This is a genomic window from Lentzea sp. NBRC 102530, assembly GCF_030269365.1.
Taxonomy (GTDB): Bacteria; Actinomycetota; Actinomycetes; order Mycobacteriales; family Pseudonocardiaceae; genus Lentzea.
On record NZ_BSTF01000006.1, the window covers coordinates 394061 to 409482 of the forward strand.

At 70.6% G+C, this 15422-nt stretch carries 14 protein-coding genes; 7 read left to right on the forward strand and 7 right to left on the reverse strand.

What is annotated here, in order from left to right:
- Positions 1-567, reverse strand: coding sequence for a DUF3090 domain-containing protein (locus tag QSK25_RS19095; protein WP_285639948.1), 567 nt, complete (start codon positions 565-567; stop codon positions 1-3).
- A 78-nt stretch (positions 568-645) separates the two neighbouring features.
- Between QSK25_RS19095 and QSK25_RS19100 the strand changes: the two genes are divergently transcribed.
- Genes QSK25_RS19100 through QSK25_RS19110 form a run of 3 tightly spaced genes read left to right on the forward strand, consistent with a single transcriptional unit; the run spans position 646 to position 4151 of the window.
- Positions 646-2532, forward strand: coding sequence for a prolyl oligopeptidase family serine peptidase (locus QSK25_RS19100; RefSeq protein WP_285639950.1), 1887 nt, complete (start codon positions 646-648; stop codon positions 2530-2532).
- Complete coding sequence (locus tag QSK25_RS19105) at positions 2529-3377, forward strand: S66 peptidase family protein (protein ID WP_285639951.1); 849 nt, start codon at positions 2529-2531, stop codon at positions 3375-3377. The genes QSK25_RS19100 and QSK25_RS19105 overlap by 4 nt, the downstream gene beginning before the upstream one ends.
- Positions 3378-4151: a poly-gamma-glutamate hydrolase family protein gene (locus QSK25_RS19110; protein WP_285639952.1), complete on the forward strand. Its 774-nt coding sequence runs from the start codon at positions 3378-3380 to the stop codon at positions 4149-4151.
- A gap of 36 nt (positions 4152-4187) precedes the next feature.
- Here QSK25_RS19110 and QSK25_RS19115 read toward each other — a convergent pair whose 3' ends face one another.
- The 3 genes from QSK25_RS19115 to QSK25_RS19125 are packed head-to-tail and all read right to left on the reverse strand — an operon-like array spanning position 4188 to position 7056.
- On the reverse strand, positions 4188-5399 hold the full coding sequence (locus QSK25_RS19115; protein ID WP_285639954.1) for an acyl-CoA dehydrogenase family protein: 1212 nt from the start codon (positions 5397-5399) through the stop codon (positions 4188-4190).
- Positions 5399-6403: a phosphotransferase family protein gene (locus tag QSK25_RS19120; RefSeq protein ID WP_285639956.1), complete on the reverse strand. Its 1005-nt coding sequence runs from the start codon at positions 6401-6403 to the stop codon at positions 5399-5401. Before QSK25_RS19120 ends, QSK25_RS19115 begins: the two co-directional genes overlap by 1 nt.
- Positions 6400-7056, reverse strand: a complete 657-nt coding sequence (locus tag QSK25_RS19125; RefSeq protein WP_285639958.1) for an HAD family hydrolase — start codon at positions 7054-7056, stop codon at positions 6400-6402. Before QSK25_RS19125 ends, QSK25_RS19120 begins: the two co-directional genes overlap by 4 nt.
- 142 nt (positions 7057-7198) lie before the next feature.
- Here QSK25_RS19125 and QSK25_RS19130 point away from each other — a divergent pair, with 142 nt between their 5' ends.
- The 3 genes from QSK25_RS19130 to QSK25_RS19140 all read left to right on the forward strand — a co-directional run bounded on the left by QSK25_RS19130 (position 7199) and on the right by QSK25_RS19140 (position 11365).
- Positions 7199-8683: a carboxylesterase/lipase family protein gene (locus QSK25_RS19130; RefSeq protein ID WP_285639959.1), complete on the forward strand. Its 1485-nt coding sequence runs from the start codon at positions 7199-7201 to the stop codon at positions 8681-8683.
- A gap of 3 nt (positions 8684-8686) precedes the next feature.
- The gene (locus tag QSK25_RS19135; RefSeq protein ID WP_285639960.1) at positions 8687-9946 is read left to right on the forward strand and encodes an MFS transporter; all 1260 of its coding nucleotides are present in this window, start codon (positions 8687-8689) and stop codon (positions 9944-9946) included.
- Between the two features lie 231 nt (positions 9947-10177).
- The gene (locus QSK25_RS19140) at positions 10178-11365 is read left to right on the forward strand and encodes a GGDEF domain-containing protein (protein WP_285639962.1); all 1188 of its coding nucleotides are present in this window, start codon (positions 10178-10180) and stop codon (positions 11363-11365) included.
- 12 nt (positions 11366-11377) lie between these two features.
- On the opposite strand, the gene QSK25_RS19145 is transcribed toward QSK25_RS19140, so the two are convergent.
- A complete protein-coding gene (locus tag QSK25_RS19145; RefSeq protein WP_285639964.1) occupies positions 11378-12220 on the reverse strand; it encodes an alpha/beta fold hydrolase in 843 nt (280 codons plus the stop codon).
- A gap of 10 nt (positions 12221-12230) precedes the next feature.
- Between QSK25_RS19145 and QSK25_RS19150 the strand changes: the two genes are divergently transcribed.
- Complete coding sequence (locus QSK25_RS19150) at positions 12231-12695, forward strand: PPOX class F420-dependent oxidoreductase (protein WP_285640130.1); 465 nt, start codon at positions 12231-12233, stop codon at positions 12693-12695.
- A gap of 1 nt (position 12696) precedes the next feature.
- Here the strand turns inward: QSK25_RS19150 and QSK25_RS19155 are convergent, their stop codons facing one another.
- Positions 12697-13305 (reverse strand): VOC family protein, encoded by a 609-nt coding sequence (locus QSK25_RS19155; protein WP_285639965.1) that lies wholly within the window; start codon positions 13303-13305, stop codon positions 12697-12699.
- Between the two features lie 51 nt (positions 13306-13356).
- Complete coding sequence (locus QSK25_RS19160) at positions 13357-15360, reverse strand: sensor domain-containing protein (protein ID WP_285639966.1); 2004 nt, start codon at positions 15358-15360, stop codon at positions 13357-13359.
- Positions 15361-15422: the final 62 nt, after the last annotated feature.

Genomic DNA, 15422 nt, shown 5'->3' on the forward strand with positions numbered 1-15422 from the left:
TCAGTCTTCTTCGGTGCGGCGGTAGCCGTTTTGCCGCGGGCAGATGTGGCCGTCGGTGTCGAGCGGTTCGGCGCACAGCGGGCAGGGTTTGCGGCCGGCGTTGACGACGCGGTCGGCTCGTTCGGCGAACGCGCGGGCGGCGGACGGGGACAGGAAGACCCGCACGGCGTCGGGGCCTTCCTCGGTGTCGTCGAGCACGACGGCCTCGTCGACCTCCTCCTCGGAGATCGCGAGGAGTTCGATGACGACCGCCTTGGACTCGGCGTCCCAGCCGAGGCCCATGGTGCCGACGCGGAACTCCTCCTCGACGGGGACGTCGAGGGGCTGCGTGTCGAGGTCGTCCGGAGGGGCGTCGTCGGGCACGTCGGTGCCGAAGCGGCGGTGCACCTCCTCCAGAAGCGAGCCGATGCGTTCGGCGAGGACCTGGACCTGCTGCTTCTCCAAGGCGACGCTGATCAACCTGCTCTGCTCGGAGGCCTGCAGGTAGAAGGTGCGGTCGCCGGGCTGCCCGACGGTTCCTGCGATGAACCGGTCGGGTGCGCGGAATACGTGAATGACGCGAGCCATGGCAGATACGACCCTAGGCCACGCGGAGATCGTCGGCAGGTCCTCCCCCACCAAACACTCCGCGTATAGGGTCGGGTTGTGGTGAAGATCGCTTCGTACGGGACCTGGACCTCGCCCATCACGGCTGGAGACACGTCGAAACCCGGCGGTGGGTTCCAGTGGGCGGACCTGCACGGTGAACACGTGTGGTGGGCCGAGAGCCGACCGGCTCAGGCAGGCAGAGTGGCGTTGGTGCGCGACGGCGTGGAGGTGCTGCCCGCGCCGTGGAACGCCCGCAACCGGGTGCACGAGTACGGCGGGCGGCCGTTCGTGGTGCTCGCGGACGACCTGGTGGCGTTCACGCACTGGGACGACCAGCGCGTGTACGTGTTCGACCCGGACTCGCCGGAGCCCACGCCGTTGACGCCGCAGCCGGAACGCCACCACGGGGTGCGCTACTCGGACCTGTCGGCGGGCCCTGATGGCGAGGTGTGGTGCGTGCGGGAGACCGTCACGGGTGAGGCGCGCACCGACATCGCCCGGGACCTGGTGGCGATCACCCGATCCGGTGAGATCCGGGTGCTGGGGGCGTCGCACCACTTCATGACGGGCCCGAAGATCAGCCCGGACGGCACGAAGTTCGCCTGGATCGGCTGGAACCACCCGCAGATGCCGTGGGACGGCACCGAGCTGTGCGTCGCCGAGGTCGGCGGCACCGGGCACCGCGTGGTGGCGGGCTCGGAGACGGAGGCGGTGTGCCAGTTCGAGTGGGAGGGTGACGCGCTGCTGGCGCTGACCGACCCGGACGGCTGGTGGAACCTGCACCGGATCTCCCCCGACGGCACGAGCACGAACCTGGCGCCGTGCGAGGAGGAGCTGGGCGGCCCGATGTGGCGGCTGGGCAACCGCTGGTTCGCCACCCTCTCGCCGGGCCGCTACCTGGTGGTGCGCTCGGGGAGCCTGGCGGTGCTGGACGAGCGCAGCGCGACGGTCACCGACGTGCAGACCGACCTGCCGACGTGGGTGCCGGACCTGTCGGTGCGCGACGGCGTGGTGGTGTGCGCGGCGGCGGGGCCGACGTCGGACTTCGCGGTGGTGCGCCTGGACCTGTCCAACGGCGAGCTCACCTACCTCACCGGCGGCGAACAGTCGCCGGAGGCGGCCTACCTGCCGGTGCCGGTGGAGCGGATGTTCGGGGAGATCCCGGCGTACGTGTACGCGCCGTCCAACCCGGACTTCGAGGGTCCGCAGGACGAACTGCCGCCGTACGTGGTGCACGTGCACGGCGGTCCCACGGGCCGGGCGCTGCCCAAGCTCGACAGCGACATCGCCTACTTCACCAGCCGCGGCATCGGTGTGGTGGCGGTCAACTACGGCGGTTCGACCGGCTACGGGCGGGCGTTCCGGGAGCGGCTGCGCGAGCAGTGGGGTGTCGTGGACGTGGCGGACTGCGCGTTCGTGGCCCAGCAGCTCGCCAAGGAGGGCACTGCGGACCCGGCACGGCTGGGCATCCGCGGCGGCTCGGCGGGCGGGTGGACGTCGGCGGCGTCGCTGACCTCGACCGACGTGTACCGGTGCGGCATGGTGGCGTTCCCGATCCTGGACCTGGCGGGCTGGACGGGCGAGGGCGGCGAGACGCACGACTTCGAGTCGCGGTACGTGGAGGGCCTGGTCGGCACGTTGCCGGAGGCCGCGGACCGCTACCGGGACCGCTCGCCGTCGACGAAGGCGCGGTCGGTGTCGGGCCCGGTGCTGCTGTTGCAGGGCCTGGAGGACGAGATCTGCCCGCCGGAGCAGGCGGACCGGTTCGCCGCGGATCTGGCCGGTTCGGGGATCCCGCACGCGTACCTCACGTTCGAGGGCGAGCAGCACGGGTTCCGGATGGCGCAGAACATCAGGGCGGCGCTGGAGGCGGAGCTGTCGTTCTACGGGCAGGCGTTCGGGTTCACGCCGCCCGGTGTGCCGGTGCTGGAACTGTCGCGGTGACCCTGCTCCGCCGCGGGGACCGGGTCGCGCTGGTGTCACCGGCCGGCCCGGCCCTCCCGTCGAGGGTCGCCGCGGGTGCGGAGGTGCTGCGGTCGTGGGGGCTGGAGGTCGCCACGCCGGTCGTCGAGCCGTGGGCGTTGCCGTACCTGGCCGGGTCGGACGAGGCGCGGGCCGCCGAGTTCGTGGACGCGTGGTGTTCGGACGTGGCGGCGGTGTTCTGCGTGCGCGGCGGTTACGGCTGTCTGCGGATGACGGACCTGGTGCCGTGGAAGGACCTGCCGCCGCGGGTGTTCGTGGGCTCGTCGGACGTGACGGTGCTGCACGCGGAGCTGGGCGCGGTGGGCCAGCCGACGGTGTTCGGCCCGATGCCCGGCACGGCGGACTTCGTGGACGACCCGGTGGCGCAGGCTCGGCTGCGGGCGGTGCTGTTCGACGGGGTGTCGTCGTGGACGGCGGGAACGCCGGTGGTGCCGGGGGCCGCGCGCGGGGTGCTGGTGGGCGGGAACACGGCGTTGCTGGCGGCGTCGGTGGGCGGGCCCCGGTGGGAACGTCCGGCGGACGGCGCGATCGCGTTGCTGGAGGACGTCGGCGAGGAGCCCTACCGGCTGGACCGGATCCTGACGCAGTTGGTGCGGGCGGGCTGGTTCGAGCCGGTGGCGGGGATCGTGCTGGGGTCGTGGACGGGCTGCGGGGACGTGTCCGACGTCCTCGCGGACCGGTTGTCGGGGCTCGGGGTGCCGATCCTGGGTGACTTTGGGTTCGGGCATTGCGCGGGGTCGTGGTCGTTGCCGCTGGGTGTGGCCGCGGCGCTGGACGTCGACGCGCGAACGCTGACAGTGGTGTGAGTGCCCGTCACCCGGTGGGCGGCGGCCGACCGGGTGACGGCAGGTAGGCTTCCCGCCGCCATGAGACCCCAGCCTCAGTGGGCGGCGTTAGACGTCTACGCGTCCAACTCCGACCTCTACGCCGATCCCCGACTGGTGGAACGGGTGGACTACCGGCGTCGCTTCAAGCGGCACCGCCCCCGCACGCCTTCCGTCGTGCTCGCCCCGCACGGTGGCGGCATCGAGGTCGGGACGTCCGAGTTGTGCCTGGCCATCGCGGGTTTCCACCCCGGGACGAGGGTGCCGATCGGGCAGACGCACGACTACTGGATGTTCGAGGGCCTGCGCACGGCCTCCAACGACGAGTTGCACGTGACGTCGTCGAACTGCGACGACCGGGTGGCGCGGACGCTGGTGTCGGGCGCCTCGCACGCCCTGGGCCTGCACGGGTGCACCGCGGCGGCCGCGGGGTTGGAGGACCACGACCGGGCGGTGCTGGTGGGCGGCCGGGACGCCCTGTTGCGCGGTGAGCTGCTGACGCGGCTGCGGCGGGCGGGGTTCCACACGATCGACGCGGTGGACCACCCGATCCTGGGCGGGTTCGACCGGGCGAACATCGCGAACCGGACGCGGTCGCGCCAGGGCGGGCAGCTGGAGCTGACGACGCCGTTGCGCTCGGCCATGTTCGAGGAGAACTCGCGGTCGGACCGGCGGCACACGACGACCGAGGTGTTCTGGGACTTCGTGCACGCGTGCCGGGCGGCGCTGGCGGCCCGCGAGGCGCTCGACAACTGACGTGAGGCGGGCGCGGAACCCGCCTCACGACCAGGACTACGCGTACTTCTTGAGTTCGCGCTTCGCCAGCGACATGCGGTGCACCTCGTCGGGGCCGTCCGCGAGGCGCAGGGTGCGGGTGGCGGCCCACAGTTCGGCCAGGGGGAAGTCCTGGCTGACGCCGGCGCCGCCGTGGGCCTGGATGGCCTTGTCGAGGACCCATTCGGTCATGGCGGGGACGCCGATCTTGATGGCCTGGATCTCGGTGTGGGCGCCCTTGTTGCCGACGGTGTCCATCAGCCACGCGGTCTTGAGCACGAGCAGGCGGGCCTGTTCGATGCGGACGCGGGACTCGGCGATCCACTCGTGCACGACGCCCTGGGCGGCGATGGGCTTGCCGAACGCGACGCGGGACAACGCGCGCTTGCACATGAGTTCGAGGGCGCGTTCGGCCATGCCGATCAGGCGCATGCAGTGGTGGATGCGGCCGGGGCCGAGGCGGGCCTGGGCGATCGCGAAGCCCTCGCCCTCGCCGGAGATGAGGTTGGCCGCGGGGACGCGGACGTCGACGAACTCGATCTCGGCGTGGCCGCCGTGGGCGTGGTCGCCGTAGCCGAACACGTGCATGGCGCGCTTGACGGTGACGCCGGGGGTGTCTCGGGGGACGAGGATCATGGCCTGCTGGCGGTGGCGTTCGGCTTCGGGGTCGGTCTTGCCCATGACGATGAAGATCGCGCAGTTCGGGTTCATGGCGCCTGAGGACCACCACTTGCGGCCGTTGATGACGTAGTCGTCGCCGTCGCGTTCGATGCGGGTGGCGATGTTGGTGGCGTCGGAGCTGGCGACGTCGGGTTCGGTCATGCAGAACGCGGAGCGGATCTCGCCGTCGAGCAACGGTTGCAGCCACTGCTTCTTCTGCTCGTCGGTGCCGAACATGGCGAGGACTTCCATGTTGCCGGTGTCCGGGGCGGCGCAGTTGAGCGCCTCGGGGGCGAGGTGGGGGCTGCGGCCGGTGATCTCGGCGAGCGGCGCGTACTGCAGGTTCGTCAGGCCTCCGCCGTGCTCGGCGTCGGGGAGGAAGAGGTTCCACAGGCCCTGGCGGCGGGCTTCCGCCTTGAGCTCCTCGAGGACCGGCTGGCGCTGCCACGGGTCGGCGGCGTCGTGCAGCTGCTGTTCGAGGACCGCTTCGGCCGGGTAGACGTGCTCGTCCATGAACGTGAGGAGCTGGGTGCGCAGTTGTTCGGTCTTGGCGTCGTAGGCGAAGTCCATTAGAGCTCCTTGTGGGCGGCGGCGAGTCCCTGCCGCACGAGGGGAACGGTGAACGCGCCGAGCTTTTCGAAGCCGGCGCCGACGGTCTTGCCGCTGGCGAAGCGGAAGTGGATGCCTTCGACGATGACGGCGAGCTTGAAGTAGCCGAAGGCGATGTACCAGCCGAGCCCGGAGGTGTCGGTGCCGGTGCGGGCGGTGTAGCGGGCGACGAGCTCGTCGGCGGTGAGGAACCCGGGCAGTGAGGTGACGCCGCCGGTGATGGGGTCGTTGTCGGCGCCGAGTCCGGCCCAGTAGACGTAGAGCAGGCCGAGGTCGGCGAGCGGGTCGCCGAGGGTGGCCATCTCCCAGTCCAGGACGGCGCTGATCGCCAGCGGTTCCTGGGTGACCAGGGCGTTGTCGAGGCGGTAGTCGCCGTGGATGATCGTGGCCCGCGGGGAGGCGGGGACGGTGTCGGCGAGCTTGTCGCGCAGTTCCTCGATGCCGGGCAGCTCCCGGCTGCGGGAGGCGTCGAGCTGCTTGCTCCACCGCTTGACCTGCCGTGCGAGGAACCCCTCGGGGCGGCCGAAGTCTGCGAGGCCGACCGACTCGGGGTCGACGGAGTGCAGGTCGGCGAGCACGTCGACGAGTCGTTCGGACAGGGTGCGGGCCTGCTCGGGGGTGAGCCAGGGGCACTGCGACCGCTCGCGCAGGGCCGCGCCGGGCATCTCCTGCATGAGGTAGAACGGCGCGCCGATGACGGAGGTGTCCTCGACGAGCTGCCGTGCGCCGGGGACGGGCACGGAGGTGCCGGCGAGGGCGGAGATGACGCGGAACTCGCGGGCCATGTCGTGCGCGGTGGCGAGGACGTGGCCGAGCGGCGGGCGGCGCAGCACCCAGGTCTGGGTGCCGTCGCTGACGCGGTAGGTGAGGTTGGAGCGGCCGCCGCGGAACAGCTCGCCGGTGAGCGGGCCGGTGCCGAGGTGGGTGGCGAGCGCGCCGAGGTCGAGGCCGGGAAGGTCGGTCACAGGGTCACTCCCAGGGTCGCGAGGTGGGCGCGGGTGCTCTCGGCGTCGGTGTGGCGGAAGGCGTGCATGCCGACGGCTTGGGCGGCTTCGACGTTGATCGGGGCGTCGTCGAAGAACACGCACCGGCCGGCGGGGACCGCGACCTGCTCGAGGGTGTGCCGGTAGATCCGCTCGTCGGGTTTGCGCAGGCCGATCCGGCCGCTGATGACGATCGTGTCGAACAGCTCGAGCAGCAGGTCCTTGGGGTAGCCCTCGCCCCAGCTGTTGGACAGCAGCGCGGTGTGCAGGCCGGCGGCGCGGGCCTTGCGCACGAGTTCGACCATCGCCGGGTCGGGGGTGGCGCCGCCGAACATGCGCCTGAGCAGACCGTTCTCGTCGATCGCGGCACCGGAGGTGGTGATCAGCTCGGCGGCGAGCAGGCGTTCGAACTCCGGCACGGACAGCTCACCGGTCTCCAGGCGGAACACCGGGTTGCCCGGCAGCGCCTCACGGCTGAGCCAGTCGCGCATGATCCGGCCGTAGACCTCGCGGTCGATGGACTCGGCGTGCAGCCAGGCTCCGACGAACTCGGGCACGGAGACGGTCAGCACGCCGCCCCAGTCGAAGATCAGGGCGTCGACCAGCGGCTGCTGAGGAAGCGTTGTGTCACCCACGGACCGGAGGGTACCGACCGGTCGGTATGTCGGCAACAGGGGACGGCCGCCTGCGACTTTCGATGGAGGCACCCTGTGGTCTTTCCGCAGTGTCCGCGGCCCACCGCTCCTCGCTACGTTCGAGACCGAAGGGGGTCCATACATGGCAAGGACGTACACGGTGGCCGTGGCCGCCGCAATGGCGCTCGCCGTCGTTCACGTGCCTGCGGCTTTCGCAGGGGACGCAGCGGTCGTCCGGACGGACAAGGGGACCGTGCGCGGCACGGTCACGCAGCAGGCGCGGACGTTCGGGAACATCCCGTTCGCCGCTGCACCGGTCGGCGCCGACCGGTGGCGTGACCCGCAGCCGGTGACCGCGTGGCAGGGGGTGCGGGACGCGACGACGCCCGCGCCGATGTGCGCGCAGACCCCGGAACCGGGCGGGCAGCCGTCGCTGGCCGAGGACTGCCTCTACCTCAACGTCACCACCCCGGCGTCACACGCCCGCACGCCGCGGCCGGTGATGGTGTGGATCCACGGCGGGTCGTTCGTCTCCGGGGGCGCGTCGACGTACGACGCCCGCCGGCTCGCGACCGAGAACGACGCCGTGGTGGTGACGGTGAACTACCGGCTCGGTGTGTTCGGGTTCTTCGGCCACCCCGGCCTGCCCGGCTCCGGCACGTTCGGGCTCGCCGATCAGCAGGCGGCGCTGCAGTGGGTGCAGCGCAACGCGCCGGCGTTCGGCGGGGACGCCCGCAACGTGACGGTGTTCGGCGAGTCGGCGGGCGCGCTGAGCATCTGCGCCCAGCTCGCCTCACCGCGCGCCGCGGGGCTGTTCGCGAAGACGATCATGCAGTCCGGGCCGTGCGGCGTGCAGGCGCCCACCACACCGGGGACGTTCGAGCCCCTGTGGAAGCCCCGGGCCGAGGTGGAACAGAGCGGGGTCGGCACAGCCGGGTGCGCTGATCTGACGTGCCTGAGGGCGTTGCCGGTGGACCGGCTGCTGACGGTGCACGAGAGGTTCTCCACTCCCGCGTTCGACACGGCCGTGCTGCCGATCGACCCGGTCCTCGCGCAACGCACCGGACGCATGCATCGGGTGCCGTCGCTGGTGGGCACGACGCACGACGAGATGACGCTGTTCATGCCGCAGGTGTTCCCGCAGCCGATCCCGGAAGCCGGCTACCGGCAGGCGCTGGCGGGGTTGTTCACCACGAACGCCGAGAAGGTCGCCGCGCGCTACCCGGTCAACGGCAACGGCGACGCCCGCGACGAGATCGCCCGGCTGCTCACGGACAAGCTGTGGTCGTGCACCGCGCAGACCACGCGGGACGAACTGCGCGGGCCGGTGTCGGGCTACGAGTTCGCGCAGCGGGACATCCCGATGTTCTTCCCGGGCCTGCCCGAGTTCCCCGGTGGCTACGGCGCGTTCCACGCCTCGGAGATCCCGCTGCTGTTCGAGTTCCCCGGCCTGCCGCTCACGGCCGGGCAGCGCGAACTCTCGGACTACATGATCGCGGCGTGGGGCCGGTTCGCCCGCACCGGCGACCCCGGCTGGCGCGCCGGCGTGCAGTCACTCGAAGCGGGAGCGGTCGGCCCGGCCGACTTCCGCAGGGATCACCAGTGCGGGTTCTGGTCCACCATGTGAGGCATGCCCGGCTACCGCGCCCTCGCGCGTGATCGCGAGTTCCGCGCGCTGTTCACCGCGCACGTGGTATCGGTGGCCGGTGACCAGTTCGCACGCGTCGCGCTGACGGTGCACGTCTACGACCGCACCGCCAGCGCGGGCCTCACCGCGCTGGCCTATGCGTTGACGTTCCTGCCGGACCTGATCGGCGGGCCCCTGCTGTCGGGACTCGCCGACCGGTTCGAACGCAAACAGGTGATGGTGACCGCCGATCTCGTCCGGGCGACCCTCCTGCTGCTGATGGCCGTACCCGGTCTGCCGCTGTGGGCACTCGCGGCGGTGGTCGTGCTGGTGCAGTTCGCCGGCGCACCGCACGGAGCCGCGCGGGCCGCGTTGCTGCCGCACGTCCTGCCCGACGAGCGCTACCCGCTCGGCCAGGCGGTCATGGGCACCGTGACACAAGGAGCGCAGGTCGCCGGGTTCATCGCGGGCGGCGCGCTGGTCGCGTGGTTCGGACCGGCGCTCGTGCTGGTCGCGGACGCGGTCACGTTCGCGGTGTCGGCGTTGCTGCTCGGCGTGTTCCTGCACGACCGGCCCGCACCGAAACGCGCACACACGAGAGCATGGCCGACGGACCTGGTCGGCGGCACGAAACTCGTCTGGCAAGACCGGAGACTGCGCGCACTGGTCGCACTCGCCTGCGTGTCGGGCTTCTACATCGTCGGCGAGGCACTCGCCGTCCCGTACGCGGCACACCTGGGCGCCGGACCGGCCGGGGTGGGCATGATCTTCGGCGCCTACGCGGCAGGCGCCGCCGCGGGCATGCTCGTCGTCGCGCACCTGCCCGAACGCCTGCAACTGCGGCTGATGCCGTGGCTCGCGATCGCGGCGTGCGCGGTACTCGTCCCGGCCGCACTGCGGCCGGGCCTGGTCGTCAGTGTGGGCATGTTCGCGCTGTCCGGGGCGGCCAGTGCCTACCACCTGGTCGCGAACACGCGGTTCGTGCGCGCCGTGCCGGACGAGTCACGAGGTCAAGCGTTCGGACTGGCCGTCACCGCGCTGCGCGTCTCCCAAGGGCTCGGGGTGGCGCTGGCCGGCGTGGCCGCCGAAACGATCACCGCGCACCGGGTCGTCGCCGCCGCCGGAGCACTCGGGGTGCTCGCGGCGAGCGGTGCGGCGATCCTGTGGTGGCTCAACGACGCCAGTCGGTCGGACGGGCCCAGTCAGTCGGACGCAGCCAGTCGGTCGGACGAACGGGACGGCCGGTGGCGGAAGCGCGGTTGATCATGACTGCTCCTATGGGTGTTCGTTGTTCGGTTGATGCAAAGGTTTGTGGCGTGCGAACAGGTGAGGACTACTCACGGTGAGGTCCCCCACATGGAGCCACGACTTTGTGTTACCCGGTAGCTACAGTGGTTGGTTCCTGGACGGTGGTGTGGGGGTGGCAGCGTGCCTTGGCTCGACCCGCGCCGGTGGAAGTTATGGTCGCTTCCTCCTGTGGTGCTGGCCTATGTCGTGACGGTGGTTGTTCTGGCGACCCTCGTCACGCTCGCCACCGCACGGCGTACCCCTGCCGAGGCCTTGAACTGGCCCTGGTTCCTGCTGCTCGCCGGTGGTGCTGTCCTGCACCTGGAAGCGGCACGGGGAATCGAACGGATCCGCGAAATCGGCGCCGAAGGGTCACCACACGCCCACATGCAGTCCGTGTGGCTGTTCGCGGGCGTGCTCGTACTACCGATGCCACTGCTCGTGGCGCTGATCGTCATCAGCTACACGCACTCGTGGTACCGGGTCTACAAGCGGCGGGCGGTCCTGTTCCGCAAGGTGTTCTCCGCGGCCACTGTCGTCCTGGGCAGTGCCGTGGCGCAACTCGTTCTAGGTCTCTTCCCGGACCGTGCTGTTGACGTTGACGGACCGCTCGGCCTGTTGGCACTGGTTACGGCCGGCGCCCTCTACTGGTTCATCAACTACGCCATGGTCGTGGCGGCCATCTACTTCACCAACCGCCACAACCCCCTGCGCACCGCCCTGGGCAACGCCTCCGACGTGCTCATCGTCCTCGCCTCGGTGGGCCTGGGCTCCGGCGTCGCGATCATCCTGAACTGGCGGCCCTGGCTCACGCCCATGCTGCTGCTCACCGTGCTCGCCCTGCACATGGGGCTGCTGCTGCCGCAGTTCCGCGTCGCCGCCCGCACCGACTCCAAGACCGGCCTGGTCGACGCCACGTTCTGGCACGACGTCGCCGAACGCGAACTGCAACGCGCCCGCCGCCTGACCTCCACCGTCGGCGTGCTCATCCTCGACCTCGACCACTTCAAACTCATCAACGACACCTACGGCCACCTCGCCGGCGACCGCGTCCTGCGCGCCGTCGCCGACGCGCTGAAGCACTCGGTGCGCTCCTACGACCTCGTCGGCCGCTTCGGCGGCGAAGAGTTCGCGGTGCTGCTGCCCGGAGTCAGCACGGACGAGGTCAAGGAAACCGCCGAACGCATCCGCTTCGAAATCGCGAGCCTGCACATCCTCGTCGTCGACCGCCTCGGCGAGGACCAGGTCGTCGCCGGACTCACCGCCTCCGTCGGCGCCGCCGTCTACCCCGACACCGCGACCCAGCTCAGCCCGCTGCTGCTCGCCGCAGACGAAGCCCTCTACCAGGCCAAGAGCAACGGCCGCGACCGCGTCGCCACCGCCCAGGTCTTCTGAACCACCCCGGACCTACCCGGCCAGGAACGCCTCCAGCCGCGCCGCCACGACATGCGGCTCCTCCACCCACGGGTAGTGCCCGACACCCTCGTGCACGTGCAACGTCACGTCCGGGAACAACCCGGCGAGCTCCACACACCGCCGCACCGGCGAGATCGGGTCCTCCGAACACGCGTACACCAACACCGGGTGATCGAACTCCACCAGCGCCCGCCGCAGCACACCCGGCACGAACGCCCCCTCCGCGTTGTACCCGGCCGCCACCTCGTAGCGCCACTGCCCGAGCTCCGCCTCCGCGTGCGCCTTCGTCGTCTCGTCCCACCGCGCGTACAGCAACGGCGACGCCGCCACCCGGTTCTCCACCGAATCGTCACCGGCCGCGTTGCGCTCCAGCGCGGTCGTCGCCGCCTCGAACCACGGCTGGTCAGCCCGCGCGGCCAGGAACGCGTCCCAGTCCGACTGCTCCGGCGACAACCCCACACTGCGCAACGCCGGCGTCAACAGCACCAGCCTGCCCACGCGCTCGGGGAAGTCCGCCGCATACCCCATCGCGATCCCCGCACCCGCCGAATGCCCGAGCACGTCCACCACGTCCAACCCCAGGTGCCGGCGCAGCACCTCCACGTCCCGCACCAGCATGTCCCGCCGGTACGTGAACGGATCCGCCGGCTCGTCCGACTCCCCCGTACCCCGGTTGTCCAGCACCACCAGCCGCCGCGACCCGTCCAGCCCGCCCAACGTCCCCAGGTACTCCGAAGCCCTGCCCGGACCACCCGCCAGCACGACGAGCGGAACCCCCTCACCCACTTCCCGATAGGCGAGTTCAGTACCGTCGAACGAGGTGAAGCGTGCCATGCTGCACATCATGCCGAAGATCGCCACAGCCGACCTCGTCGACCGGCCGCAGCTGCTCGAGTTCCTCAAAACCCGCCACCACGGCGTCCTCATCACCCACCGGTCCACCACCGACGGCCTGCAGGTCTCCCCCGTCTCCTGCGGCGTCGACACCCAAGGCCGCATCGTCATCGCGACCTACCCCCAGCGCGCCAAAGTCCGCAACGCCCGCCGCAACCCCCACGTCACCCTGTGCGTGCTCTCCGACGACTGGGACGGCGCCTACGTCCAGATCGACGGCACCGCCGAAGTCCTCGACCTACCCGAAGCCCTCGAGGACTTCGTCGAGTACTACCGCTGCATCGCAGGCGAACACCCCGACTGGGACGAATACCGCGCCGCCATGATCCGCCAGGGCAAATCCCTCCTCCGCGTCACCATCGACACCTGGGGCCCCATCGCCACCGGCGGCTTCCCACCCGAACTGGAGCAGTGACTCAACCGGCCCACGCACCACCCCAGCCCGCCGGCTTCTCCAACAGCACGCACGAACCCCCGCGCGGACTCTCGATCGACGCGATCCGCCCCGTTGGCACGGTCGTCGGCTCCAACAGCACACGACCGTCCAACTCGGACACCCGCACACACGCCGCGTCCAGGTCGTCGACCGCGAAGTACGGCTGCCAGCCCTCACCCCGCGTCGTCGTCAACCGGCCCGCCACCGCACGCGCGTCACCGTGCCGCGCCGACGTGAACACCACGAACTCATCAGCGGCGTCCCGGCCCTCCCAGCCCAGCTCGCCACACCAGTAACCGTCCTCCGGCGACGCCGTGAACAACTCCACCCAACAAGGCTCACCCGAACGCGGCGGCGGCGCCCACGGACCGTGCAACACCCTGCCACCGTCCACAGAGGAGTTGACCTTCAGCTCCCGCGCCCCGTCACCACCGAAGAACACGCCCCAACCACGTTCCCCCGCAACGACCTGCGCCGCGAGCCGATCACCCACCCAGCCCGAGAACGACCCACCCGGCTCCGCGATCACCGCCCACCCGAGAACCCCGGCGAAGAAGTCCACCGACGACTCCGGCTCGGCAACGCTCAACTCAAGACGACGAAGACCACAAGACGACACGGGCATCCCATCGGGCGGGGATCAAGGGCGGCGCGCACCATCCTCTGCTCCGACCACCTGAGACGACAATGCGCCATTCGGCGGCATGCGCTCCGCGCTCACGATGTCACTCAACGGCACCGGCCTGCCGAGGTGGAACCCCTGCCCGACCCGCACACCGAGCCCCTTCAAAGCGTCCACCTGGGACGGACGCTCCACCCACTCCGCCACCGCCGACAACCCCAGCCCGTTCGCGATCTGCACGATCCCCGACACCAGCACCGCGTCCGCGTCCGACGTCTCGATGCCCTTCACGAACTCACCGTCGATCTTGATCCCCGTGATCGGCAGGTGCTTCAGGTGCACGAACGACCCGAACCCCGACCCGAAGTCGTCCAACGTGATCCGGCACCCGAACCCGCGCAGCTGCGTCGCCAGCGTCACCGCGGCATCCAGGTTCGTCACCGCCGCCGTCTCCGTGATCTCCAACCCCAACCGGCCAGGAGCAACCCCCGCCGACCCCAGCATGTCCAGCACGAACCCACCGAAGTCCGGATCCTCCAACGTCCGGCCCGACACGTTCACGTTGAACCGCAGCCGAGGATCCGGCTGCGCCACCAAGGCGTCGATCGCCGTCGACAACACCCACCGGTCCACGTCGAGGATCAGGTTCGACCGCTCCGCCACCGGCAGGAAGTCCGCCGGACCCAGATACGGCTCCTGACCGTCCTCCAGCCGCAACAACAACTCGTGCCCCAGCACCTCACCGGACGCCAACTCCACCATCGGCATCCCGTACAGCGCCAAACCACCACCCGCCAGCGCCGCCCGCAACCGGTCCAGCACGCTGACCCGCTTCACCGTGTCCGCGTAGTGGTTCGGCTCGTACACCGTCACCCGGTCCCGGCCCGCCGCCTTCGACGCGTACAGCGCCAGGTCCGCGTTCGCCAGCACCAACTCCCACGAATCACCCGGACCGAACTCCGCCAGCCCCGTGCTCACCGTGATCCGCGCCGGCGTCCCGATACCGGCCAGGGGGAACCCCGCCACCGCGTCCCGCAGCCCGTCCGCCACCTCCGACGCGTCCTTCGGCGACGCCCCCGGCAACACGACCGCGAACTCATCTCCACCCAGACGAGCGATCAACCTGTCACCCAAACGGGACTGCAACGCGGACGCCAGCATCCGCATCACCCGGTCACCGACCGCATGCCCCCGCAGATCGTTGACGTCCTTGAAGTTGTCCAGGTCCAGCACCAGCAACGCACCCGAACCGTTGTTCGCCAGCTCCTGCTCCAACGCCCGCGTCAACGCCCGCCGGTTCGGCAACCCCGTCAGAGGATCCTGCTCGGCCATCCGCACCAGCTCGTCGTGCACCCGCGACGACTGCGTCACGTCATGAGCAGTGCCCAAAGCACGCAACGGCGCGCCGTCATCACCGAGAACGACCTCACCGAAGCACTCGAACACCCGCTCCTTGCCGTCCGGCCGCAACATCCGATGCGTGTACGTGAACACCGACCCGGTCTTCAACGCGTTGTCGAGGGTCTCCTCGATCATCGGCAGGTCCTCCGGGTGCACCAGCTGCGAGTACAACCCGAAGTCGAACGCCGTCCCCGGCGCGAACCCGAACATCTCCAGGAACGAATCCGACCAGGTCACCCGGTCGTCCCGGATCGACCACTCCCACGTCCCCATCCGCCCCAGCGCCTGCGCCCGGCGCAACGCGTCCGCCTCCTGCGTCACCGTCAACTCACGATCACGCCACGCCGACACGTCCACGACCTCGTACATCAGGTCGTCACCCAGCTTCGAGCACCGCACCTCGAGCCACTTCGGGCCCGGCACCAGCACTTCCCGCACAGGAGCGGGCACCTCGGGCACACCCGGCAGCAACGCGGGCAACGACCGCCCGTACGCCTGCTCGACCGGAACCCCCAGCACAACACCCAACGCGCGGTTGCACCACAACAGGTTGCCGCGCGAGTCCGTCACGGCATAGCCGACACCCGCCCGGTCCAGCACCGTGCGGCAGTAGGAGGTCACGCGCGTCATGATCGTCCGATCACCGGACGTAAGCAACCCGCTACGCCGGTCAGTTCGCTGTT

What these genes read in the sequence shown, in the direction of transcription:
- QSK25_RS19095 (WP_285639948.1), bottom strand. Translation starts at nt 567, where the DNA reads ATGGCTCGCGTCATTCACGTATTCCGCGCACCCGACCGGTTCATCGCA.
- QSK25_RS19115 (WP_285639954.1), bottom strand. Translation starts at nt 5,399, where the DNA reads ATGGACTTCGCCTACGACGCCAAGACCGAACAACTGCGCACCCAGCTC.
- QSK25_RS19130 (WP_285639959.1), top strand. Translation starts at nt 7,199, where the DNA reads ATGGCAAGGACGTACACGGTGGCCGTGGCCGCCGCAATGGCGCTCGCC.
- QSK25_RS19135 (WP_285639960.1), top strand. Translation starts at nt 8,687, where the DNA reads ATGCCCGGCTACCGCGCCCTCGCGCGTGATCGCGAGTTCCGCGCGCTG.
- QSK25_RS19145 (WP_285639964.1), bottom strand. Translation starts at nt 12,220, where the DNA reads ATGGCACGCTTCACCTCGTTCGACGGTACTGAACTCGCCTATCGGGAA.
- QSK25_RS19150 (WP_285640130.1), top strand. Translation starts at nt 12,231, where the DNA reads ATGCCGAAGATCGCCACAGCCGACCTCGTCGACCGGCCGCAGCTGCTC.